Source organism: uncultured Tenacibaculum sp., from assembly GCF_947494125.1.
Taxonomy (GTDB): Bacteria; Bacteroidota; Bacteroidia; order Flavobacteriales; family Flavobacteriaceae; genus Polaribacter.
In genome coordinates, this window is record NZ_CANLTU010000013.1 from 58,610 (window position 1) to 82,034 (window position 23,425).

Annotated in this window: 21 protein-coding genes and 2 tRNA genes; 13 read left to right on the top strand and 10 right to left on the bottom strand. The window is 28.7% G+C overall.

All coding sequences use genetic code 11. The features are described 5' to 3' along the window. Positions 1–59 precede the first annotated feature (59 nt). The 6 genes from Q0881_RS15685 to Q0881_RS15710 all read left to right on the top strand — a co-directional run bounded on the left by Q0881_RS15685 (position 60) and on the right by Q0881_RS15710 (position 6,963). Positions 60–1,220: a formimidoylglutamase gene (locus Q0881_RS15685; protein ID WP_299162311.1), complete on the top strand. Its 1,161-nt coding sequence runs from the start codon at positions 60–62 to the stop codon at positions 1,218–1,220. Between the two features lie 99 nt (positions 1,221–1,319). Further along, entirely contained in the window at positions 1,320–2,702 is a 1,383-nt protein-coding gene (gldK, locus tag Q0881_RS15690; protein ID WP_299162314.1) for a gliding motility lipoprotein GldK, read from the top strand. A 45-nt stretch (positions 2,703–2,747) separates the two neighbouring features. After that, the gene (gene gldL, locus Q0881_RS15695) at positions 2,748–3,383 is read left to right on the top strand and encodes a gliding motility protein GldL (RefSeq protein WP_299162318.1); all 636 of its coding nucleotides are present in this window, start codon (positions 2,748–2,750) and stop codon (positions 3,381–3,383) included. 44 nt (positions 3,384–3,427) lie between these two features. Next, positions 3,428–4,960 (top strand): gliding motility protein GldM, encoded by a 1,533-nt coding sequence (gldM, locus tag Q0881_RS15700; RefSeq protein ID WP_299162321.1) that lies wholly within the window; start codon positions 3,428–3,430, stop codon positions 4,958–4,960. A 19-nt stretch (positions 4,961–4,979) separates the two neighbouring features. Continuing rightward, complete coding sequence (gene gldN / locus Q0881_RS15705; RefSeq protein WP_299162324.1) at positions 4,980–5,837, top strand: gliding motility protein GldN; 858 nt, start codon at positions 4,980–4,982, stop codon at positions 5,835–5,837. Between the two features lie 76 nt (positions 5,838–5,913). Further along, positions 5,914–6,963, top strand: a complete 1,050-nt coding sequence (locus Q0881_RS15710; protein ID WP_366139571.1) for an FAD-binding oxidoreductase — start codon at positions 5,914–5,916, stop codon at positions 6,961–6,963. A 261-nt stretch (positions 6,964–7,224) separates the two neighbouring features. Here the strand turns inward: Q0881_RS15710 and Q0881_RS15715 are convergent, their stop codons facing one another. From Q0881_RS15715 to Q0881_RS15725, 3 genes are all read right to left on the bottom strand, one after another. Continuing rightward, positions 7,225–7,854 carry a response regulator transcription factor gene (locus Q0881_RS15715; protein ID WP_299162327.1) on the bottom strand — a complete coding sequence of 210 codons (630 nt, stop codon included), beginning with the start codon at positions 7,852–7,854 and terminating at the stop codon, positions 7,225–7,227. 3 nt (positions 7,855–7,857) lie between these two features. Then, complete coding sequence (locus tag Q0881_RS15720; protein WP_299162330.1) at positions 7,858–9,867, bottom strand: ATP-binding protein; 2,010 nt, start codon at positions 9,865–9,867, stop codon at positions 7,858–7,860. A gap of 69 nt (positions 9,868–9,936) precedes the next feature. Then, entirely contained in the window at positions 9,937–10,311 is a 375-nt protein-coding gene (locus tag Q0881_RS15725) for a DUF983 domain-containing protein (protein ID WP_299162333.1), read from the bottom strand. 120 nt (positions 10,312–10,431) lie between these two features. Here Q0881_RS15725 and Q0881_RS15730 point away from each other — a divergent pair, with 120 nt between their 5' ends. Further along, complete coding sequence (locus Q0881_RS15730) at positions 10,432–12,348, top strand: ABC-F family ATP-binding cassette domain-containing protein (protein ID WP_299162335.1); 1,917 nt, start codon at positions 10,432–10,434, stop codon at positions 12,346–12,348. Positions 12,349–12,408: 60 nt separating this feature from the next. On the opposite strand, the gene Q0881_RS15735 is transcribed toward Q0881_RS15730, so the two are convergent. Beyond that, positions 12,409–12,828: a GNAT family N-acetyltransferase gene (locus Q0881_RS15735; RefSeq protein WP_299162338.1), complete on the bottom strand. Its 420-nt coding sequence runs from the start codon at positions 12,826–12,828 to the stop codon at positions 12,409–12,411. A 187-nt stretch (positions 12,829–13,015) separates the two neighbouring features. After that, a complete protein-coding gene (locus Q0881_RS15740) occupies positions 13,016–13,984 on the bottom strand; it encodes a hypothetical protein (protein WP_299162340.1) in 969 nt (322 codons plus the stop codon). 185 nt (positions 13,985–14,169) lie between these two features. Here Q0881_RS15740 and Q0881_RS15745 point away from each other — a divergent pair, with 185 nt between their 5' ends. Together Q0881_RS15745 and Q0881_RS15750 are read left to right on the top strand one after the other, a co-directional pair. After that, entirely contained in the window at positions 14,170–15,126 is a 957-nt protein-coding gene (locus tag Q0881_RS15745) for a pyridoxal-phosphate dependent enzyme (protein WP_299162343.1), read from the top strand. Beyond that, on the top strand, positions 15,126–15,917 hold the full coding sequence (locus tag Q0881_RS15750) for a glucosaminidase domain-containing protein (RefSeq protein ID WP_299162346.1): 792 nt from the start codon (positions 15,126–15,128) through the stop codon (positions 15,915–15,917). Before Q0881_RS15745 ends, Q0881_RS15750 begins: the two co-directional genes overlap by 1 nt. 50 nt (positions 15,918–15,967) lie before the next feature. Here Q0881_RS15750 and Q0881_RS15755 read toward each other — a convergent pair whose 3' ends face one another. Together Q0881_RS15755 and Q0881_RS15760 are read right to left on the bottom strand one after the other, a co-directional pair. Continuing rightward, on the bottom strand, positions 15,968–17,086 hold the full coding sequence (locus Q0881_RS15755; RefSeq protein WP_299162349.1) for a VWA domain-containing protein: 1,119 nt from the start codon (positions 17,084–17,086) through the stop codon (positions 15,968–15,970). A 48-nt stretch (positions 17,087–17,134) separates the two neighbouring features. Then, positions 17,135–17,833 carry an SIMPL domain-containing protein gene (locus tag Q0881_RS15760; RefSeq protein WP_299162353.1) on the bottom strand — a complete coding sequence of 233 codons (699 nt, stop codon included), beginning with the start codon at positions 17,831–17,833 and terminating at the stop codon, positions 17,135–17,137. 200 nt (positions 17,834–18,033) lie between these two features. On the opposite strand from Q0881_RS15760, the gene Q0881_RS15765 reads away from it, so the two are divergent. Genes Q0881_RS15765 through Q0881_RS15775 form a run of 3 tightly spaced genes read left to right on the top strand, consistent with a single transcriptional unit; the run spans position 18,034 to position 21,513 of the window. Next, positions 18,034–20,259 (top strand): histidine kinase, encoded by a 2,226-nt coding sequence (locus Q0881_RS15765; protein ID WP_299162356.1) that lies wholly within the window; start codon positions 18,034–18,036, stop codon positions 20,257–20,259. A gap of 2 nt (positions 20,260–20,261) precedes the next feature. Further along, on the top strand, positions 20,262–20,993 hold the full coding sequence (locus Q0881_RS15770) for a LytTR family DNA-binding domain-containing protein (RefSeq protein WP_299162359.1): 732 nt from the start codon (positions 20,262–20,264) through the stop codon (positions 20,991–20,993). Between the two features lie 4 nt (positions 20,994–20,997). Further along, a complete protein-coding gene (locus Q0881_RS15775; protein WP_299162361.1) occupies positions 20,998–21,513 on the top strand; it encodes a gamma carbonic anhydrase family protein in 516 nt (171 codons plus the stop codon). A gap of 65 nt (positions 21,514–21,578) precedes the next feature. On the opposite strand, the gene Q0881_RS15780 is transcribed toward Q0881_RS15775, so the two are convergent. Further along, positions 21,579–22,058, bottom strand: a complete 480-nt coding sequence (locus Q0881_RS15780) for a hypothetical protein (protein ID WP_299162363.1) — start codon at positions 22,056–22,058, stop codon at positions 21,579–21,581. 102 nt (positions 22,059–22,160) lie between these two features. On the opposite strand from Q0881_RS15780, the gene Q0881_RS15785 reads away from it, so the two are divergent. Continuing rightward, positions 22,161–23,138 (top strand): endonuclease/exonuclease/phosphatase family protein, encoded by a 978-nt coding sequence (locus tag Q0881_RS15785; protein WP_299162365.1) that lies wholly within the window; start codon positions 22,161–22,163, stop codon positions 23,136–23,138. A gap of 78 nt (positions 23,139–23,216) precedes the next feature. Here Q0881_RS15785 and Q0881_RS15790 read toward each other — a convergent pair. After that, positions 23,217–23,289 (bottom strand) — tRNA-Phe (locus Q0881_RS15790). A gap of 60 nt (positions 23,290–23,349) precedes the next feature. Continuing rightward, positions 23,350–23,422: transfer RNA gene (locus tag Q0881_RS15795), tRNA-Phe, on the bottom strand. Between the last annotated feature and the right edge of the window lie 3 nt (positions 23,423–23,425).

The window sequence follows — 23,425 nt, forward strand, 5'->3', positions numbered from 1 at the left end:
TAGCTTTTAGAAAAAAATAGTTTAGTATATTGCGAATTCGTTAATCTGACCCCCTTAAGATGAATTACGATTTTTTTAAACCAATAGAAGGAGCTGTAGTTGCACATATATTGTCGCAACCAGGATCTGTTTTGGGACAAAATATTAGTTTACACACAGCTGAAAATGGTTTCCCTAGTCTATCTGGGGTGAATATTGCTATACTTGGTGTGAAAGACGGCAGAGGAGCTGAGAATAACGAAGGCTGCGGAAAAGATTTACAACCCATACGTAAAAAACTTTACGAATTATTTCCCGGTAATTGGCAGGTTCAAATTGCTGATTTAGGTAATATAGAACAAGGGAATTCTATTAAAGATACTTATTTTGCAGTAAGCTCTTCAGTTGAATTTTTATTAAAGAAGAATATTCTACCTATAATAATAGGAGGAAGTCAAGATATAACTTACGCAAATTATAGAGGGTATGATGCTTTAGAGCAAACCGTTAATTTAGTTTCTGTAGATAGCCGTTTCGATTTAGGATCAATAGATGATGAAATGTCTTCCAAATCATTTTTAAGTAAGGTGATTATGGAGCAACCTAATAATTTATTCAATTATAGTAATATTGGATACCAAACATATTTTAATTCACAAGAAGAAATAGATTTATTAGATAAATTATACTTTGATGCTTTTAGGTTAGGAGAAGTTAAAGATGTAACTTTAGTAGAACCTATAATGAGAGATGCAGACATTGTTAGTATAGACATTGGTTGTATTCGTCAAAGTGAAGCACCAGCAAATAGTAATGCTTCTCCAAATGGATTTTATGGAGAAGATATTTGTGCAATAACAAGATATGCTGGTATTAGCGATAAAGTAACTTCCTTTGGTATATATGAGTATAATAGTACCTTAGATTCAAATTATCAAACAGCAAATTTAATAGCTCAAATGATTTGGTACTTTATAGAAGGAGTAAATTTTAGAGCTAAGGATTATCCATTTGTAACAAAAGAAAAATATCAAAAATTTACAGTTCTTCTAAACGATGATGACCCTATAAATTTTTATAAAAGTGATAAAACAGGTCGTTGGTGGATGGAAATAAATTTAATATCGAATAATAAACATAAAAGACATGCGTTAATACCATGTAACTATCAAGATTATGAACAGGCGCTTAAACAAAAGATGCCTAATAGATGGTTTAAAGCTTTGCAAAAGCTTGTTTAAAAGAGAGTTGTCTTTTAAATGGTAAAAAAATATAATACGTAATTGTTTTTTAATAAAAAAAATAATAGGTTTACGCCTCTTTTTTAAGAAAGGAATAATATGAAGAAAATAGCAGTACTTGCATTATTAGTATCTATCGTTTACTCTTGTGGTTCAAGCGGAGGAGATAGAGGAGAATTAGTCGGAGTAAAGTCAAAAAGAAAATGGTTTGCAGAAAAACCATATGGAATGGCTAAAATCCCTGGAGGTTCGTTTACTATGGGTAAACAAGATGAAGATCCTTTAGGAGCTATGAATGCCCCAACTAAGACAGTAACAGTTCAGCCATTTTATATGGATGAATCTGAAATTACTAATAGTGAATATAAACAGTTTGTTACTTGGGTAAGAGATTCTATTACAAGAACTAAATTAGCTTATCAAGCAGAATTTGCTTCTGGAGGAGATGAAGATCCAGCAACTGCAGGTAAAAATGCTCAAGGTATTCAGTTATATGCTTTTGCTTCTAAAGATACAGTAAATGAAACTCCTTATGACAAGTATATGAGAGAGAATTACTATGAGTTAGGAGAAGGCTTAGATTCATTGAAACCATTAAATTGGCAAGAAGATCTAGTATGGCAAGCACAAGAGTACCCAGATTCTGATTATGTTGAAGTAATGGATTCTTTATATATTAAAAAAGATGAAGCTTTAAATGGAATAAGGACTTTCAATACGAAATTACTAAATTATAGGTATTTTTGGTTCGATAATGATGCTGCTGCAAGAACTGGAAAGAATAGAAAAGACTTTATGAAAGATGAAGTTATAAATGTATATCCAGATACAACAGTATGGATTAAAGACTTCAATTATTCATATAATGATCCAATGCACCAAGAATATTTTGCTCACAAAGCATATGAAAACTATCCTGTAGTTGGAGTAACTTGGAACCAAGCAAAAGCATTTTGTCACTGGAGAACAAAAACTAAAAATAGATACCAAAGATCTAGAAAGAAATTAGGATTAGTACCAGCTTTTAGATTACCAACAGAAGCAGAGTGGGAGTATGCTGCTCGTGGAGGATTAAATTATGCAAAATACCCTTGGGGAGGTCCAAGTACAACAAGTGATAGAGGATGTTTCTTAGCAAACTTTAAACCAGTGCGTGGAGATTATGCAGCAGATGGAGCTTTATATACTGTAGAAGCAGTCTCATATAACCCTAATGAGTATGGGTTGTTCAATATGGCAGGAAATGTTGCAGAATGGACTAATACAGCGTATAATCAAATGTCATATTACATGGGGTCAACAATGAATCCTAATGTAGAGATAAAAGAAAATAGAAGAAAAATTATCCGTGGAGGATCATGGAAAGATGTAGCGTATTTCTTAGAAGTAAGTTCTCGTGACTGGGAATATGCAGATACAGCAAGAAGTTACATCGGATTTAGAACAGTACAAGATTACTTAGGTACTAGCAAAAACAAATAATACAAACAAGAATAAATATTAATTCCCTTAAAATCAAAAAGAATTATGGCACAATCAAAATCAACTAAGAAAATGTTTAATATGGCTTACGGTCTAGGAGCCGCAGTCGTAATTATTGGAGCATTATTTAAAATTTTACACTGGCCTTTTGGTAATGAAGTACTAATGGTAGGTATGATTGTAGAAGCATTAGTATTTGCTTTATCAGCATTTGAACCAGTTGAAGATGAATTAGACTGGACAAAAGTATACCCTGAATTAGCAGACGGACAGTCATTAGGAAAAAATGGAGAAGCAAGCCCTGCAGAAGCACAAAGTATGTTATCTCAGAAATTAGATGATATTTTAAAAGATGCTCGTTTAGATGCTAACTTAGTATCAAGTTTAGGAGATAGTATCAAAAATTTCCAAGGAGCAGCAGAAGGATTAACTTCTACTTCTAACACAATCGCGTCAACAAACCAATATAACGAGCAAATGTCTATGGCAGCTGCTAAATTAGAGTCTTTAAACGGATTATACTCTACTCAAGTTGAAAATGCAGGTAAACAAGCTGATTTAAATACTGCTTTAGTTGAAAATTCTCAACGTTTACAAGAACAAATGGAGTCGTTAGCAACAAACTTATCTTCTTTAAACGGAGTATATGGCGGAATGTTAACTGCAATGTCTAATAAATAATAATTAGTTTATCTAATTTTAATTAACTAAACAAACTAATTAATATGGCAGGAGGAAAACTATCACCAAGGCAGAAGATGATTAACCTAATGTATCTTGTATTTATTGCAATGTTAGCAATGAATATGAGTAAAGAGGTATTATCTGCTTTCGGTTTGATGAATGAAAAGCTTTCAGAAGCGAATGTAAAAGCAACTGAAAAGAATACTAGCGCATATGCAACTTTAGCAAAAAAAGCTCAAGAGCAAGCTAAACAATATGGTGAAGCTAAAGAAAAAACAAGTCAGTTAAAAGTATTAGCAGATGACTTATATGCATACATTGGAGATTTAAAAACTCAAATGATGGCAGATGTAAAAGATCCAAAGGCATATGAGTCTATGGATAAGGCCAAATTCTTAGATGAGCTTTTCTTTAAAGGAGGAAAAGTTACTAAAAAAGGAAAAGAATTTGTAGCTAAAATTGATGCATTTAGAGATCAATCAGCTAAATTATTAGAAGGTACTAAAGTAGCTGGAGTTGTAGAATCTCGTTTCAATACAGATAAAGTAACAAACAAAGATAAAAAGAAGGTTGATTGGTTGAAATATAACTATGAAGGATTTCCTTTAATTGCATCTTTAACTAAGTTTACTCAGATTCAGGCAGACGTTAAAGCAACAGAATCAGATGCATTATCTGCATTATTACAAGGAGAGTTAGAAAGTGCAGTTTCTTTAAAGAACTATGAAGCAATGGTTCTTTTTGAAAAGAATGCATACTATCCGGGAGAAAAATTATCTGGTAAAATTGTATTAGGTAAAAAAGATGATAATTTAACTGCTGAAAAAGTAATTGTTAACGGTAAAGAGATTGCTGCTGATAAGATTAAAGCAGGACAAGTTATCTTAGATGGTCCAGCTGGTGCAGTAGGAGATAAGGAATTAAAAGGAGAATTCCAATTTATGGAAAATGATTCTTTAGTAACAATTCCAATTGTAGGTGGTTACTCTGTAATTCCAAAACCAAATGAAGCAGTAGTTTCTGCAGATAAAATGAATGTAGTATATCGTGGATTATCTAATCCTTTAACAATTTCTGTACCAGGAGTGGCAGGTAACAAAGTTACTGCATCTGCACCAGGTTTAAGAAGAGTTAATGGAGATAAGTATATGATGAGACCAGGTAATGGGAATGAAGTAACTATTAGAGTTTCTGCAACAATACCAGGAGGTGGTAAAATTAATACACCTAAGAAATATAGAATTAAAGACATACCACCAGCGGTAGGTATGGTAAGAGGTCAATATGGTACTGTAAAAATGCCAAAAGCAAGTGTAGCTCGAATTACAGTTGGAGCAGGCTTACCAGATTTCTTATTTGATTTAAAATTAAATGTATCTAGTTTTAAAATTAAAGTTCCAGGACAAGTAACAATACCAGTTAATGGAACTAGATTAACAGCTAGAGCAAAACAGGCACTTGGTAGAGCTAGAAGAAATGATGTAATAACTATTTATGATATTAAGGCATCGGTTTCAGGTTCTAATTACAAGATTAAGAAAGTGTTACCTGTTAATATAGAAATTACGAATTAATAAGTAAAAAATTTAAAGTATGAATTGGAAGCGTTTTTATATGGTTTTATTAGCACTTGCTACAACTAGTTTTGTAAGTGCCCAAGCTAACCTCTTAAATGCTACAAAGGTAGATGAGATTGGAGTTAAATCTGAAGCACAAATTGTTTCGGAGGACGATAAACCACTTCCTTATGGCTATATTAGTGATAGAGATGTGTTATGGTCTAAAGTGGTGTGGGAATACGTTGATTTAAATCAAAAAATCAATTTACCTTATTATTATCCAATTGATACTACAAATGCAGGTTTAACAAGACGTTCGTTGTTTGATACCTTATTAAAAGGTATTAAAAATGGTGAAATAAAAGAGGTTTATAGCGATTCTTATTTTACAACTAAAATAGGAATGGAAGAAATTAAGTCTATGACTTATAATGAACGTGATGATGGTTATGGTAATGTTGATCCTTATTCGGTACAATCTGCAGATATTAAAGGTTACTTAATTAAAGGTCTTTGGTATTTTGATAAAAGAGGTGGAGAGCTAAAGTATCGTATGTTAGCTTTAGCACCAATGGGACCAGATGTACAAATATTAGGTACTGATATTGTAGACGAAGGTGAATATGCTTTATTTTGGGTGTTTTTCCCAGACGCAAGAGAAACCTTACATGCATCTAAAGTATTTAATCCAGAAAACTCTGCACAGCCGTTATCGTATGACAACTTGTTAAATGCAAGAAGATTTACTTCAACAGTAAAAAAGGAAGAAAATATTTACGGAGACAGATCTATTAAAGATTATGTTAGAGGTAATTCTTTATTCCAATTATTAGAAGCTGATAGAATTAAAGAAGGTATTCGCAACCGTGAAATGGATATGTGGAACTACTAGTAATTCTTAGTTAATAAAATTAAAAGCGCTTGCATTGCAAGCGCTTTTTTTGTTTTAATAATAGTATTTTTGAAGTATGAATATTGAGGTTGATTACATTATCGTTGGTTTAGGTTTAGCAGGAATTTCATTTGCAGAAATTTTAGAAAGGAATAATAAAAGTTTTGTAGTTTTTGAAAATAATTCGCAAACTTCTTCTTTAGTAGCAGGAGGTGTATATAATCCTGTTATATTAAAGCGTTTTAATGCAGCATGGAATGGACATAAACAAATAGAAAGATCTAAATCTTTTTACAAGAGTTTAGAAAAAAAACTAAATGTAAAATTAGACCATAAATTTTCTATAAAAAAAGCATTTACAAGTATTGGTGATGAGAATAATTGGTTTTTAGCATTAGATAAACCAACGTTATTAAATTATATGATGCCAGAAATAAGCAAAGAAAAAATTGATGGTATTATAGGCGATTTTGGTTTTGGTGAATTAAAAGGAACAGGAAGAATAGACACAGAGCTACTTGTAAAATCTTATAGAGAATATTTAAAGAACTCTAATAAATTGTTAGAAGAAACATTTAACTATGATAAATTAAATATTTCAGAAAATAGGATTAATTATAAAAGTATAAAAGCAAAAAAAGTGATTTTTTGTGAAGGTTTTGGGATAACTGAGAATCCATTTTTTAATTATTTGCCATTAAATGAGGCAAAAGGAGAAACAATAATTATACATGCCCCAGGGCTAAAAATTGATTTTTTATTAAAATCGAGTGTATTTGTAATGCCTCTACAAAAGGACCATTATAGAGTTGGTGCTACTTTTAATTGGACAGATAAAACATGTAAACCAACAAAAGAAGCTAGGGAGGAGCTAGAAGAGAAACTAAAAAAAGCAATTACTGTACCATATACAGTAGTAGATCAAACAGCGGGAATTAGACCTACAGTAAATGATAGACGACCTTTAGTTGGAATACATTCTAAATATAAAGAATTAGTCGTTTTAAACGGTTTAGGAACACGAGGTGTTATGATTGGTCCAACGATAGCAAACAATCTATTTAATCATCTAGAAAAAGGTGAAGAATTAGATAAGGAAATAGATATAAAAAGATTTAATACATAAATACAAAAACAATCTAATTATAATAATCAGATTGTTTTAATAATTCAACTGTTAAGACAGTGTTATCTTGCGCCCCCCCAGACAGATAGTAACTAATTAACAATCTTAATACGCAAATAAAGTTATATTATTTGAATTAATACTGGGTATTAATACCCAATAATGTAATTTTATCATTAGTTTATTAAGTTTATCGTAGTGAAATATGTTCTTTGAAATCGAAAAACAACTATAGTTGTTTTATGTTTTAATGGATGTAGTTTAAGTAAAAAGATGTTTGTTCTTTTGAGTCCATTTTAATAATGCACCAGTTTTATGAGATAAATCCAATTTTAAAATTATTTTGCTTCTATATTTTTCAATAGTTCTAGGTGATAAAAATAACAAATGCCCAATTTCTTTATTAGTTTTATGTTGTGAAATGAGTTTTAGAATTCTTCTTTCAGCTAAAGTAAAATTATTTAAAATACTAGTGTCATCTTCAGTGAAATTTAAAATATCTTTTATTTTTTGACTAAAAAAAGGTGTATTGTTTAATACAGATTTTATACACAAATCAATTTCTTCCAAAGCAAATTCTTTAAGTATATAACCATAAATATTACATTTCTTTGCTTGTAAATAAAGTTGAACTTCTTTATGTAAAGTTATTAAGATTATTTTGGTACTTATATTTTCCTTTAAGCATTCTTTTGCTACTTCAATACCTGTTAATAATGGCATTTCAACATCTAATATAGCAATGGTGGGTTCGTTTTTTAAAATAAAATTAAGTGCAGTTTTACCATTATTAGCAGTGCCAATTATATGATATTTATTTTCAATTAATAAGTCGGTTAATCCTTTTATTAAAATAGGGTGATCATCTGCTATGTAAATACTTGGCCTCATATTTTATTTAGGTATTAAAATAGTAATTACTGTTCCATTATTAATTTTTGATGTTATTTTAGATATTCCATTTAATGATTTTAACCGATTTTTTAAGTTTTTTAAACCGAGCCCTTTTGCATTTTTATATTTTTCATTATAATTAAACCCAATACCGTTATCTTTAATTATTAAATTGATGTGCTTTTGAGTTGTATGAATGCTAATTTTTGCAGAATCTGCTTTTGAATGTTTAATTATATTGTTTAAAGATTCTTGTATTATTCTAAATAAATTAAGCTCCTGTTCTGGAAGTAATATATTATCAATATTATCAATATCTCCAAAAATTAAAATATCTTGATAAGAAGTGTCTATTTCATCAATAAAAGCTTGAATAGTTTTTGTTATTCCAATTTGCGAAATTTGAATTGGTTGTAAGTTTTTAGAAATAACTCTAATTTCATTAATGGCTTTATTGACCAGCTCACAGGTTTTATCATCGTTATTTATAACAGCTTCGTTTTTTATTAATAATAATTTATGTCCTAGGCTATCGTGTATATCTTTTGAAACCCTTTTTCTTTCATTATCTATATAGGATAATAGATTTGAAGAATAGTTTTTATCTAGTTGTTGAGACTTCTTTAAATAAATACTATTAAAAAAGAAAAAAAGTAAAGCTATTATTAATATGCTTAAAATTATTGATATTAAAAGTAAAAAATCTTTATCTTTTTTATCTTCAGTTAAATTATGAATGTCTGTTTTTTGTTTTCTAATTTTATCTTCTTTCTGTTTTATATCATATAATGTTTGATAATATAAGAGGATGCTTAATTTTTCTTTATTAAATAAAGAGTCTTTAACTGTATGAAATTTTGTGTAAAATTTAAAAGCTTCTGGTAAATTATTTTGCGCTTTATATATCTTATATAGTAGCTCATTAATATCAATAATATTTTGCGTGTAATTTTGCTTTTTTGCATTAATTAGATTCTCTTTACTTAGCTTTAGAGCTGCAGTTAACTTATTAGTTTTAAATAAATAATGAGCTTTTAATTTTTGAAAATGATAATAATTGTCATTTTCGTTACTAATAATACTCTTTGATGCTAAATTGTAAAACAAATTTGCTTGAGCTAAGTTGTCGTATTGTAAATAAAATCTAGTTAAATCAGAATAAATATAGGTTAAATTAAGAAATTCATCATTTTCCTTTTTTGCAGCTTTTAAAGCTTTATAAAGAGCTTTTTCTTGTTTACTATACTGTTTGTTATTTTTATATTCATTAGCTAGTTTTAAATAATCACTTGAAAGTCCTTCGAGATAATTAGCATTTATTTTTTCTTTGATAAGATTTAATCTTTCTTCAATAGTTTTTGTAATTAAGTTATTAATAGCATTAACGTCAATTATTGAAGATTTGGTATAGTAAATATAAGCTTGATCTTTAAGATTAGTATAATACTTTAAAGCTTCTTTAAAACTAGTTAAAGCATTATAAAAATCGCTAATATTAAAATATGCTTGACCTCTAAAATACAATGCATCAGCAACATGTATAGAGTCTTTAGAAGAGTAATTGTTTATAGCTTTACTATAATTTTTAATGGCTTCATTATAATTTTTTCCGTTAAAATAAACACCACCTTTTTTTAAAAAGATACTTCCTAGGAGGTAAGAATTAGTTGTAGTACTTTTAATTCCTTCTAATTTATTAATTATTTTTAGTGCTTTTTCTCTTTTTCCTAAACGTACATTTACATAATATATAACCTTTACGCCTTTTTTGATAGCTTCATCATACTCTTTATTCTCAATAGCTATATCAATATACTCTTCAGAGTATTTAACAAAATCAGTAATTTTATTATTAGTTAAAGAAGTACTAATAAGACTATCAAGTTGTATTAATTTAAAATTTGAGATGTTTTTAACTTTGTCCTTTTGAGAAAAAGAACTAAAAGAGAAAGCAAAAGTTACTATAAAAAAACAATGCTTTAAATTTTTATTTAAAAGTTTATTTAGCAATTTATATTGGAGGCTAATGTAAGATTATGATATAAACCTACTAAATAAACTACTGAAAATCAAGTGTTTTTAGTGTTTTTTGTCATAGCTAACAAAAATATTAATCCAAATAATGCGAGATAAACGCAAGTTAATAGGAGTTAATAATAAAGATAATATTATAATTAGAATAAAACTTTTAAGAATAGATAAGCCAATTAATACTTTAGCGATAATAAAAATAGCAACAAATAAGGCAACTGCAATTCCATAGTTAATATACATAGCTCCAAAGAAAAAAGAAGGCTCCATCATATATTTTAAGTTACATTTTGGACAGTTATCATGAAGTGTTGTTATTTTTTTAGGATTAAAAGAAACACCATACTTAAAAAACTCACCTTCATGGCAACGTGGGCATTTACTTTTAAAAATACTATATAATTTACTTCCTTTACCTAACATATCTTATTAAATTATTAACCTAATTAACTATTTCGTTTTGTAAGTTTGCACAAATTTCAACAAAAATAACACATTATTTTGTAACAGTAGTTACAAAAACAAAGTAATTCGTAATACACTATGTTAAACGTACATAATTTATCGGTTTCATTCATGGGAACTGATTTATTCTCAGGAATCACTTTTAAATTAAATAAAGGAGATAGAATAGGATTGATAGGGAAAAATGGAGCTGGAAAATCAACTTTATTAAAAGTGCTTTCTAAAGATATTGAAAGTAGTGGAGGTACCATGGCTTTTGATAAGGAAGTACGTATGGGGTTTTTGCGTCAGGATATAGATTTTGTTCAAGGAAGAACTATTTTAGAAGAAGCATATCAGGCATTTACTGAAATTAAAGCAATTGAACTAGATTTAGATGAAATAAACAATCAATTAGCAACTCGTACCGATTATGAAAGTGAAGGGTACAATCAGTTAATAATCGATTTAAACGAAAAAACAGAGCGATACGAATTACTTGGTGGATATAATTATCAAGGAGATACTGAGAAAATATTACAAGGTTTAGGATTTCAAAGAGAAGATTTTGATAAGTTAACTGATACTTTTTCAGGAGGATGGAGAATGCGTATTGAATTGGCTAAACTATTATTGCAAAATAACGATATTTTGTTACTAGATGAGCCTACCAATCACTTAGACATAGAATCTATTATTTGGTTGGAAAATTTTTTAAAAAATTATTCAGGAGCTATCGTTTTAGTATCGCATGATAAAATGTTTTTAGATAATGTAACTAATAGAACAATAGAGATTTCTTTAGGACAGATTTACGATTATAAAAAGCCATATTCAGAGTTTTTAAAGTTAAGAGCTGAGATTAAAGAGAAGCAGTTACAAACACAGAAGAATCAGCAAAAGGAGATAGAGCAAACTGAAAAGTTGATTGAAAAGTTTAGAGCCAAGGCAAGTAAGGCATCTATGGCGCAATCGCTAATTAAAAAATTAGACAAAGTACAACGTATTGAGGTTGATGGTGATGATAATGCAACAATGAATGTGCGTTTCGCTATTTCTAAAGAACCTGGTAAAATAATTGTTGAGGCAGAAAATTTATGTAAAAGTTACGGAGATAAACATGTTTTAGAAAATGTAGATTTATTAATAGAACGTAATAGTAAAATAGCATTTGTAGGTCAAAACGGACAAGGGAAATCTACCTTAGCAAAAATGATGGTAGGAGAAATTCCTTTTGAAGGCGATTTAAAACTAGGCCACAATGTAGAAATCGGGTATTTCGCTCAAAATCAATCAGAAGAATTACCTCCAGAAAAGACGGTTTTAGAAATTATGGAAGATGCTGCTACCGATTCTAATAGAATGCGCGTTAGAGATATGTTGGGGTCATTTTTGTTTGGAGGAGATGCAGTAGATAAAAAAGCAAAAGTATTATCAGGGGGAGAGCGTAATCGTTTAGCTTTATGTAAATTATTATTATCGCCGTTTAATGTGTTAATAATGGATGAGCCTACGAATCACTTAGATATTGCCTCAAAAAATGTGTTAAAAAATGCACTTCAGAGTTTTGATGGAACTTTGATTTTAGTATCACATGATCGTGATTTCTTACAAGGGTTAACTTCTACAGTTTACGGATTTAAAGATAAAGTAATAAAAGAATATTTAGGAGATATTGATTATTTCTTAGAGCAACACAAAATGGAGAATTTGCGTGATGCAGAAAAGAAAACTGTTGTAAAAGAAGAAAAAAACACTTCAAAAAAAGACAGTTATAAATTATCTAGAGAAGAAGAAAAAGAATTAAAAAGATTAAAGAATAAGCTAAATAAAATAGAGAATAAAATAGCAGATATTGAATCTGAAATAGAAAAAATAGATTTAGAATTGGCTCAGAATTATGATGAAGTTTCTTCTCGACCTAATTTCTTTGAAAAATATAAAGCAAAGAAAGCCCAAATAGATACATTAATGGAAGAATGGGAAACTGTAGAAGAACAGATTTCTAACTACTAATAAAATTTAAAGCTCTTATAATACTTAGTTTATAGGAGCTTTTTTATGGACTGATTATTCTTAAAAATAGGTTTCCATAATAACATAATCAATTCCGTCTTTTACAAACTTTTTGTTAGTGGTTTTTAAGTTAAACCTCTCATAGAATTTTGATTTTTCTACTCGAGCATTACACCATAATTTTTTAAGGTTTTCTTTTTGCACTAAAGAAATAATGTGTTTTAACAATATAGATCCATAGCCGAAACCTTGAAACTCAATTAAAGTTGCGAATTTTCTAAACTGAGCTTCGTTATTTTCTATAAATAAGGAAATTATAGAGGTAATTTCTCCGTTAAGAAATAAACCAAAGTGTCTTGCCTCATCATCATTTTTTAGAGAAACATATGTAATTGGCATATTTGGCCACATAACTTTATGTCGAATAGGTAAAACTTCAGAAGGAGTAATTTGTTTGATGTTTATCGTTTTTGATTTCATTTTTTAAAGATTAATAGATATTCACAATGAAACAGGTGCTTTATATAGTGTTTTCCTCAAAAAAACAAGAAAATAAGATTGAAAGAAAATTTAAAATTTGTTCATAGTTTATTATTCAGGATATAAAGTATAAAGAGTTTAAAAGTACTACATTATATAGATAAACAGAGAACAAATTTGTATGATTCTATTTGTTTTGCATTTGTTTTAAAAAGAATTTTATAACTTGAAGATTTATATCAGATGTGGTCCAGTGCCCAACATTATCATAAGTTTTAAAAATTGGATGTATATTATTTTTATAATATATTTCTTGACACTTTAAATATCTTTTATATACAGATCTTCCAATATTATTGTTAATTATTTTACGCTCGTTTTCACTATAAGCATCGTCAAATTGAACAGCATCGTTTTTATCTAATTTACCCATGTAAATAAATTGAGGAATTTGCTTGTATTGATTAATCTCAAAATCTTTATTAAATAATTCATTAAAGTTCTTTATTCCTATTGGATAATTTAATTGAATATCGTTAATTTTATTTTGAGGCAGAATGAGCTCTCCATTAAAACCACCAATAGCTAGAGCTTTAATAGTCTTAGGATGAATAAAAGAAAAACGATTTGTAAATGTAGCAGAAGCAGAAAAACCATTCATGAAAACTTTAGAATGAACATTAATATTCATAGAGTTTAATTTTTTTTTAGCATCATTTATCATTGCTAATAGTTGTAAGTCAAGTCGTTTTAATTCAAGAGATTTTTCAATCATCACATCTTTATCTAATGCATGAGTGTACATAAGAGGTTTAGATGCTGGTCTTGGAAAAATAGGAACAAGTAAAGGGATTTTTAATTCTGTAGAAATATTATTTCCAATGGAGCTTACAGAAGCTAAATTAATAGCATATTTTTTATGGATTTCTATATTATCAGATGTTTTGCCTGTATTATTGGGCTCTACCAATAAAAAAATATTTTTATTTAAAGGAGTTTTTTTTGGTATGTATAAAATATAATCATGATAAAACCCTTTTTTAGACTCCTTTTTAATAATAATCAAGCTGTCTTTTTTTAAAGTTTTTATTTTAATGTTTTGAGCAGAAGAAACAAAATATGAAATAATTAAAAGTAAGAAGAATATAGATCGCATTTTTAGAGTTTTTTTATGCTATTTTAACGATTGGATTAAAGGTTTGTTACAGATGCTATACTCTATAAGAAGTATTTAAAAGCAATTAATTGAAGCGAAAAGGGGTGTTAATGATTAAATGTAGTAACAGAATTACTTTATTTCAGTAGGAATTCTAGTATTTTAGCATCTTAAATATGGTAGTATTGAATAGTATAGATAACTCTTTTTTTAGTAAGGATTTTGTAAGTCAAAATCAAGAAGTTTTTCTTTCAGTTTTAAAAGAAAAGAATATCGAACTCTATATTAAAAGAGAGGATGAAATCCATCCGTTTGTATCAGGGAATAAGTTTCGAAAACTGAAATACAATATAGAAGAAGCTAAAAATCAACAAAAAGATACATTATTAACTTTTGGAGGAGCATTTTCCAATCATATAGTTGCTACTGCAGTAGCAGGGAAGTTATCTGCATTTAAAACTATTGGTGTTATTCGTGGAGATGAGTTAGGTGTTGATTTGAATAAAACACTGTCAAAAAATACTACCTTGAAAGAAGCGTATAAAAGTGGAATGCAATTTAAGTTTGTATCAAGGTCTGATTATCGAAATAAATCAGAAAAAAACTTTATAGAAGAGCTTCGAAAAGAATTTGGAGACTTTTATTTAGTTCCAGAAGGAGGAACCAATGAATTAGCTGTAAAAGGTTGTAAAGAAATCTTAACAAATAAAGATGAAAAATTCGATTATATTTGCTCTGCTATTGGCACAGGAGGTACTATAGCTGGATTAATTGAATCAGCTAAAGATTATCAAAAAATAATAGGTTTTCCAGCCTTAAAAGGTGATTTTTTACAAGATGATATTCAGCAGTTAGTAAATAGGAATGATAATTGGAGCTTGGAAAGCGATTATCACTTTGGAGGTTATGGAAAATATAATACCGAACTTATTCGTTTTATTAATGAGTTTAAAACAGCAACAAGTATTCCTCTAGATCCAATTTATACTGGTAAAATGTTGTTTGGAATTATAGAGAAAATTAAAAAGAATGAATTTCAAAAGAACAGTAAAATATTAGCAATCCATACAGGAGGTTTACAAGGGATAGCAGGAGTAAATCAAAGATTAAAGAATAAAAACCAAGAGTTAATAAACATTTAATGAGAATAAAGTTAGTTTTTTACATAGTAGTTTGCACAGTATTTTTAGCAAGTTGTGGTTCTAATAAAAATGTGGTTAAATCTACACCAAAAGTGGTTGTTTTAGAAGAGGTAGAAGAAGTAATACCTGAACTACCACAAATAGAGCAGGTACAGAAGCCTTTAAAGACAAATAAAAATCATACGGTAGCATATATTCAAAAATTTGCACCGATAGCTGTAAAAAAAATGCACGAGCATAATATACCAGCAAGTATAACTTTAGCACAAGGAGTATTAGAATCGGGAAGTGGTAGAAGTAATTTAGCAAGAAGATCAAACAATCATTTTGGTATAAAGTGCCATAGAGGTTGGAAAGGAAAAAGTGTAACACATGACGATGATGAAAAAGGTGAATGTTTTAGAAAATATAAATATCCAGAAACATCATATGAAGATCATTCGCAGTTTTTAATTACTCGAAAACGATATGCAAGCTTATTTAAATTAGGGCATAGAAATTATAAAGGATGGGCCTATGGTTTACGTAGAGCGGGTTATGCAACAGACAAACGCTATCCTCAAAAACTGATAGGGATTATAAAAAAATATAATTTAGCGCAATACGATAGAATAAAACCTAAGAATTATAAAAAGCAGCAAAGAATAAAAGCAGGCTACCACAAAGTTCAAAAAGGAGATACGTTATATTCTATAGCTAGAAAATATCAAACATCAGTAAAAAGCATAAGAGAAGCTAATGGTTTAACTGGTAATAGTATTAGTATTGGAGAAAAATTAATGATAAAATAAAAAAGCGGAGTACCACTCCGCTTCAAAACTAACTACTAATCAAACTAAACCTACCAAGAGTAGTTTTTCTTTTTCGCTTGTTTTTTTATAGCCTTAATCATAACACTTTCTAATTCGTTTTTTTTAGAAGATTCACGTTTCTTTTTCGCTACATACTGCTTTCTTTTTTTATCTAATTCTTTAATTTTTTCTTGAATATCTAATCGTTCTTTACGCTTAAAATCTACATGCCTTTTTATTTCTTTCGACGATTTGTTTTGTAAATGCTTTGGAAGTTGCTTTTTCTTTAATTTAGTATAATCAATTTCTTTTTCTTCAGAAGCGTCCACTAAATCCCATTCAGCATTCTTATATAATTTAGAGCTTTTAGTAACAGCTCGTTTTACAACTACTACTTCATCTAAAGTAAGAGCATTAGAGTCTTGTTTTTTCTGATTTGTATATTTAGAATATCCTTTGTTACCATAGTGGATATAGGTTTTATTTAATTTTTTATTTAAAATAATAATATCATTATCATAAGGAGTTACTATATGAACAATGTTTTTATTATGATTAATAGTCATATAATCGCCACCACCATAAATAGCACCGTCTTGCCACATTCCAGAAATTCCTTGGTTATAATCACCACAAAAAATAGTGTTAATTGTAATATCTTTTTCTTTAGCATTGGTAATAGCATCTTTATAGTTTAATTTACCTTGAGTAAATGGTTCATTTCCTGCTATAAAAATCATTTTCAAATCATTTTCTTTCGCGCCCCAGTTTAATTCGTTTAAAGAAGTTTGAATAACTTGTCCACAAAATTCACTTCCACCATTAGTTTTTAAAGAGAAAAGATGTTCAGAAATATCGTCTAAATTACTAGTGAATTGTAATACTTGACGGATGTAACCTTCTTTTGAAGATAATTGATCATTTCCATATTCATACAAAGCAATTTCTAACTTAGGAGTAACTCCGTTACATTTAGCATACGATAATTCATTTACAATTTCCCATAATTGAGCTTTAGCTTGGTTAATTAGCCCGTCCATACTATTACTAGTATCTAGTAATAAAGCCACTTTAGTTGTTTGTTTTTTACTTTTAGGATTCGTTGCGTAACCTACTGTAGAGATTATAAGAGTAAAAACGAATAATATTTTTAATACATGAGTTTTCATAATTTTCTGTTTTAAGTTATTAGTAGTTTGGTAGCTAATAATTATCTTTTATTTGATTTGAAAAACTACATAAATAGAAGAAGTTAACTTGATGTTTTCAAATTGTATAATATCTTTTTTGTAAGACTTTACTTTCGATATACTTCCATATTCTGAAGTTGTATTTAAATGATTTAATTGTGCGAAATCTTGTAGTTGATGTTCAGTTTCATTAACTTTTAAAGGTTTTCCTATAGTCGCATTAATTGCATTTAGTAGATATTTCGCTTTTTCTTTAGCAGCTTTAATAGCAGCAATTCTATTTTTCTTTTTGAAAAGCGTTAATTTAGAGTGAGTGGCTTTGGTAATTCGAGTATCAGTAATTTTTAATTTTTTAAAAACCTCAAATACTTTTTTAAGTTTTTTAGGGCTTGTGATTTTTAAAGAATATTTGCCTATAGATAAAACCTCTTGACTCCACCATCCAGTTTTAGATATAACCGAATTAATGTCAGAAATAAATAAATTAGTTATAGGTATACCTATGATTTCTAATTCTTTTTTTAAAGAATTTTCTAATTCGTTTAACGTTATTTTTTTACCATTTTTCATTCTTTCTTTTAAACGAATATCTAAGTAAATTTCATCAGGACTAATTTCTAATTCAGCGTGACCAGTTATTTCAATAAAAGGACTGTTGTTTTTTAATGATTGACTAAAAACTACAGTAGTAAAAAGTAAAATAATTAAGGTTTGTGTAACTTTCATAACATATTGTTTATACTTCAAAACTAAGAGCAACTTATTTGAAATAAAAATGATAATGAGTAAAGAGCACACTATATTGAGTGATTAGATAGATAAAATGAGTAAATGAGGCTTTTGATGTATATAACAAGTGTTTTTGAGTAATTACGAATTTTTCGAACTCATTTTTTGTGTGTATGTTTACACTAATTAATAAAGAGATGAATAAAAAAATAAACATATTATTTACGTTGCTACTATTGAGTATTTCGATAGTTTTCTCTCAAGGACAAGAAAGAGAAGCTAAAGAATTTTCAGTAAAAGTAAGTGTGGTGGATGAAAGTTCGGGGAAAGCAATTAAAAATGCAGATATATCAGTAAATGGTAAAAGGTTTTTATTTTTAGATTCATATGGAAGATATAATGTTAGGGCTAAGATTAATGATGAACTAGTTGTTGCTCATCCAGATTTTAATACCGTTTTTTATAGGATAAAAGATGATGAGGATATTAAAATTATGGTAGAAAATTTTGAAGGCGAAAAAGAATCAAGATATAATTTTAATAAAGTTTCTTTAAGTAAGAAAGCAACGTCAAAAAGAAAAAAAGGAGCAAATCTGTTTAATGTATACTTCGATTCAGTAAAATTTTATAAAGAAAAAAATTTAGATAAAAGTTTAACTTTTGTAGAAAAAATGTTGAATGAAAGTGAAACTAAAAGGCGAAAATCTGTTTCATTTAAAGAATTGGGAGAGATATACATACACTGGAAGCAATACGATTTAGCAATTGAAAATTATAAAGCATCAATAGAAGAAGTTTATGACTCAAAAGTATTGTTGCTATTAGCCAAAACTGAATTATTAGCATTAAAAAATGGTGATGCTAAAAGAAATTATAAGAAAGTATTAAAAGGAAAACTAAGTGTATATAATCGTTTAATAGCGAATGAAGGTTTAGGGGATGCATATAAGAATTTACTAGAGTTTACTAAAGCTTTAGATAGCTACAAAAGTGCTTTGAAAATAGCGAAGAAGAGTCAGGTAAAGTCTAAAATAACAGACCTAAATGCTAAATTAGCTGAAGTATATGTGAAATTAGGAGAAGAAAAAAAGGCAGATTCATTATTTCAAAATTCTTTAGATTTAGCATATGATAGTTTGGGGAGCTCAATGAATTCATTACAGGTGCAACAAAAAGTTGCCGACTATTATAATCAAAACCAACGCTACGATGAAGAAATACAATTACGTAAAGAAAGTCTAGAAAAAACAGATGATATTCCAATAGATTCAGAATTGAAAGAGTCATTAGTAGATTCAATAACTTCACAAAAAATAAATTATAAAATAGGGAATGCTTATATTTTAAAAGAGGAGTATAATGAAGCAATTCCCTATTTAAAAAAGAGTATAGAAGAGGCAGGTAAGAATGAGGATATAATTATTCAAAAAGATGCAACCCGTAAACTTTCAGAAGTATTAGAATCGGTTGGGAATAGTAAGGGAGCATTAGAAGCTTATCAAAGTTATGTTAGGTTAGTAGATACGTTATATTCAAGAAAGGAGCAAGAAATACAGCAAATCAAACGTTTTGGTAGGAGAATAGCAGAGAGTCAGAATAGAATATCAAGCTTAGAAAAAGATAAAGAGTTAGCAGGGAATAAAATAGACTTGGCTTATAAAGATCAACAATTAGTTCAGGAAAGTAACAAGCGTCAAGAATTAATTATTTATTCATTGTTAGCTGGAATTTTATTGATGTGCTTATTAGCATATTTAATGCATCGTACAAATAAACAACAGAGGTTAGCAAATAATTTATTAGCACTAAAGTCTATGCGTTCGCAAATGAATCCACACTTTATTTTTAATGCTTTAAATTCTGTGAATAATTTTATAGCGGTAAATGATGAGCGTAGTGCTAACAGGTATTTATCTGAGTTTTCAGTGTTAATGCGCTCTGTTTTAGAAAACTCTGATGAAGATTTTATTCCATTAACAAAAGAGATTGAGTTGTTAGAGTTATATGTAAAACTTGAGCATAATCGATTTAAAGATAAATTTGAATATGGGATTTCGATAGATGAAAAAATTAAATTAGATGACTATGCGATTCCACCAATGTTATTACAACCATATATAGAAAATGCCATTTGGCACGGACTTCGATATAAAAAAGAGAAAGGAAAATTAACTATTTCAATGGATCAATATAATGAGGAAAATATTTTGATAACAATTCAAGACGATGGAGTTGGACGTAAAAAATCGATGGAAATTAAAACCAAGCATCAGTTAAAACAAAAGTCAAAAGGTTTAAGTACTATTCAAAACAGGATAGCTATTTTAAATGATATGTATAAAGATAAAATATCCGTATCAGTTTCTGATTTGTTAGAGGATGGTAGTGGAACAAAAGTAGAATTGATTTTAAAAAGAAATTAGTAATGAAATTGAAAGCAATTATAATAGAAGATGAGGCTATTGGAAGAGATATTTTAAGAAATTATCTATTAAAATATTGTCCAAATGTTCAACTGATTGGAGAAGCTGATAATATAGATGATGGACAAAAATTAATTGAAGAAAACGAATTAGATTTAGTATTTTTAGATGTAGAAATGCCTTACGGAAATGGGTTTGATTTGTTAGATAGAATAGAAAATCAAACATTTGAAACTATTTTTGTAACAGCTTATGATCACTACGCAATAGAAGCATTAAACAGTCAAGCAACATACTATTTATTAAAACCTATTTCAATAGATGAATTAATAAAAGCAGTAAGTTTAGTAACAGAAATAAAAGAACGAGAAAAGGAGCTAGAAGATACAGTATTATTGCCAAAGAATAATTTAACGTCAGAGAAAATAACAATCCCTCAACAAGATGGGTTTGAAGTTATAGATATTAACGATATTCAATTTTGTAAAGCAGATGATAATTATACAGAAATACATTTTTTAAACTCAAAAAAGTTAGTTAGTAAAACATTAAAGTATTTTGAAGAACTTTTAAAAGAAAATTCTTTTGCAAGAGTTCATAAATCGTATTTAGTAAATGTAAATATGGTAGTTAAATATAAGAAGGGAAAAGGAGGGAGTGTAATTTTATCAAACGGTAAAGAAATAACGGTTTCCTCTTCAAAAAAAGCAAACTTATTATCTTATTTTAAATAGAAAAATGAAAATTATAAAAGCAGTAAACGGGAAATCGCCTAAAATACCAGAAGATTGTTATGTGGCAGAAAATGCAACAATAGTTGGAGATGTAGAAATGGGAAAAGAATGTAGTGTTTGGTTTAATGCGGTAATTCGTGGTGATGTGCATTATATAAAAATGGGAGACAAGGTAAATATACAAGATGGAGCAGTAATACATGCAACCTATCAAAAATCTCCAACAACAATAGGGAATAATGTTTCTATAGGACACAATGCAATTGTACATGGTTGCACAATACATGATAATGTTTTAGTAGGGATGGGAAGTATTATTATGGATGATTGTGTTATAGAATCAAACTCTATAATTGCGGCGGGAGCAGTTATAACAAAAAATACACGAGTAGAAAGTGGAAGTATTTATGCAGGGGTTCCAGCAAAAAAAGTGAAGGATGTTTCTAAAGAATTAATATCAGGAGAAATAGATAGAATAGCCAACAATTATGTAAAATATTCAAGTTGGTTTAAAGAATAAAAAAAGCCCGGTTTTGTTTCCAAAACTGGGCCATCAATCAAAACTAATTTACTACTAACCAATTTTTATTTTTCATCATGATTTTTATGACGTCTTTCTTTTGAGTTTTTTTTATGCTTTCTATGTTTCATTTTCTTTTTAAGTTTATGCTTTTTTCTAGCAGCCATTTTTTCAAATCTTTCGTATTGTTTCTCATTTAAAATACGTTTCATATCAGCTTTAAAAGCAATTTGAGCATCTAGCATTTTACTTTTTTTAGCAAAGCGTTCGTCAGCAGATGGTTTCTCCCTTTTTTTACCGCTTTCTTTCATCGCCTTTCTTTTTTCATGCATAGTTTTACGCTTAGCTATTTTTTCAGCAAGTAAAGGTTTAACTCTACGTTGTTGAGCAGCTGTTAAATCTAACTTCAAAGTCATTTTTTTTACAGCTAATTCGGTTTGTTGAGCTACTGTTAGTTTTTCAAAATCACCTCTTTTTCCTTTTTGAGCTTGAGATGTTAAAGTAAACCCAATTGCTAAAACTAATAATGCTATTATTTTTTTCATCTTTATAAAATTTAAGTTTTTTAATTATTTACACATCTATGACTATGCTATTTTAAAAAAGTTTAAATTTGAAAGTCATTTTTAACATTTCTTTAATTTTTTATGAAAAATATAATCAGAATTTTATTAAGATTACTTGTTTTAGTATTGGTACTATTTGCAGTTTTTTTCTTTTGGGCTTCATCGTCAACAATGGACGCTAAGGAGTATTCAAAATTAATAGTAAATAATTATCCAGAAAATTTAGATAAAGACTCTGTATATAGTATAGTTACTTACAATATTGGTTATTTAAGTGGAATGACAAATAATTTACCAATAGCAAAGCCTAAAGAATTATTTGAAAACAATTTAAAGAAAGTAGAAAAAGAACTTAAAAAAGTAAATCCAGATATTATAGCTTTTCAAGAAATTGATTATAATGCTTCTAGATCTTATGAAGTTAATCAAGAAGAAGAGTTTTCTAAATTAGGTTATAATAATATTGCAAGAGGAGTAAACTGGGATGAGCGTTATTTGCCATATCCGTACTGGCCACCTAGTATGCATTTCGGAAAAGTAGTTTCTGGCCAATCAATTCTAAGTAAATATGAATTAAAAGATTATGAACGTATTGTTTTAGAACGAGTTCCAGATAGTCCGTTTTATAGGGATGCGTTGTATTTAGATAGGTTAGTTCAAGTAGTTAAGGTTGTATTTGAAGGAAAAGAAGTTGTGGTTATAAATATACATTTAGAAGCATTTGATAAACCTACACGAGTTCGTCAATTTGACTATGTATTAAATGTTTTTAAAAGGTATAAAGAAAATTACCCAACAATATTACTTGGAGATTTTAACTCAAAAGCGAGAGATCAAGAAGCCGTTATTCAAAAAATGTTTACAATGGAAGGAGTAGGAAATGCTGCTTTCAATATTCAAAACCCAAAAAATACATTTGATACTAAAGATTTATACGAAAGAATAGATTATATATTTTATACAGAAAAAAGCATAGAGTATGTAGGTGGAAATGTTTTAAATGATTTTGGCCAAGCTTCAGATCATCTGCCTATTGAAATGCAATTTAAATTAAAATAAAAACAAAAAACTCATTGTTTAACAATGAGTTTTTTAGTTAAAATTAAAAAACCCGAACAAAAAGTTCGGGTTTTTCGGTGGTGCCTCCAGGAATCGAACCAGGGACACAAGGATTTTCAGTCCTTTGCTCTACCAACTGAGCTAAGGCACCAGTTAATGCTTATTAAAGTAACAATTTATAAAAGTCAAAACTAAAGTTAAGATTTTATAGTGGTGCCTCCAGGAATCGAACCAGGGACACAAGGATTTTCAGTCCTTTGCTCTACCAACTGAGCTAAGGCACCAGT

Coding starts and splice junctions, on each gene's coding strand:
- Q0881_RS15760 (WP_299162353.1), bottom strand. CDS start 17,833: ATGAAAGTTACACAAACCTTAATTATTTTACTTTTTACTACTGTAGTT.
- Q0881_RS15730 (WP_299162335.1), top strand. CDS start 10,432: ATGTTAAACGTACATAATTTATCGGTTTCATTCATGGGAACTGATTTA.
- Q0881_RS15775 (WP_299162361.1), top strand. CDS start 20,998: ATGAAAATTATAAAAGCAGTAAACGGGAAATCGCCTAAAATACCAGAA.
- Q0881_RS15755 (WP_299162349.1), bottom strand. CDS start 17,086: ATGAAAACTCATGTATTAAAAATATTATTCGTTTTTACTCTTATAATC.
- Q0881_RS15715 (WP_299162327.1), bottom strand. CDS start 7,854: ATGAGGCCAAGTATTTACATAGCAGATGATCACCCTATTTTAATAAAA.
- Q0881_RS15780 (WP_299162363.1), bottom strand. CDS start 22,058: ATGAAAAAAATAATAGCATTATTAGTTTTAGCAATTGGGTTTACTTTA.
- Q0881_RS15725 (WP_299162333.1), bottom strand. CDS start 10,311: ATGTTAGGTAAAGGAAGTAAATTATATAGTATTTTTAAAAGTAAATGC.
- Q0881_RS15685 (WP_299162311.1), top strand. CDS start 60: ATGAATTACGATTTTTTTAAACCAATAGAAGGAGCTGTAGTTGCACAT.
- Q0881_RS15785 (WP_299162365.1), top strand. CDS start 22,161: ATGAAAAATATAATCAGAATTTTATTAAGATTACTTGTTTTAGTATTG.
- Q0881_RS15710 (WP_366139571.1), top strand. CDS start 5,914: ATGAATATTGAGGTTGATTACATTATCGTTGGTTTAGGTTTAGCAGGA.
- gldM (WP_299162321.1), top strand. CDS start 3,428: ATGGCAGGAGGAAAACTATCACCAAGGCAGAAGATGATTAACCTAATG.
- Q0881_RS15750 (WP_299162346.1), top strand. CDS start 15,126: ATGAGAATAAAGTTAGTTTTTTACATAGTAGTTTGCACAGTATTTTTA.
- Q0881_RS15735 (WP_299162338.1), bottom strand. CDS start 12,828: ATGAAATCAAAAACGATAAACATCAAACAAATTACTCCTTCTGAAGTT.
- Q0881_RS15765 (WP_299162356.1), top strand. CDS start 18,034: ATGAATAAAAAAATAAACATATTATTTACGTTGCTACTATTGAGTATT.
- Q0881_RS15740 (WP_299162340.1), bottom strand. CDS start 13,984: ATGCGATCTATATTCTTCTTACTTTTAATTATTTCATATTTTGTTTCT.
- gldL (WP_299162318.1), top strand. CDS start 2,748: ATGGCACAATCAAAATCAACTAAGAAAATGTTTAATATGGCTTACGGT.
- Q0881_RS15770 (WP_299162359.1), top strand. CDS start 20,262: ATGAAATTGAAAGCAATTATAATAGAAGATGAGGCTATTGGAAGAGAT.
- gldK (WP_299162314.1), top strand. CDS start 1,320: ATGAAGAAAATAGCAGTACTTGCATTATTAGTATCTATCGTTTACTCT.
- gldN (WP_299162324.1), top strand. CDS start 4,980: ATGAATTGGAAGCGTTTTTATATGGTTTTATTAGCACTTGCTACAACT.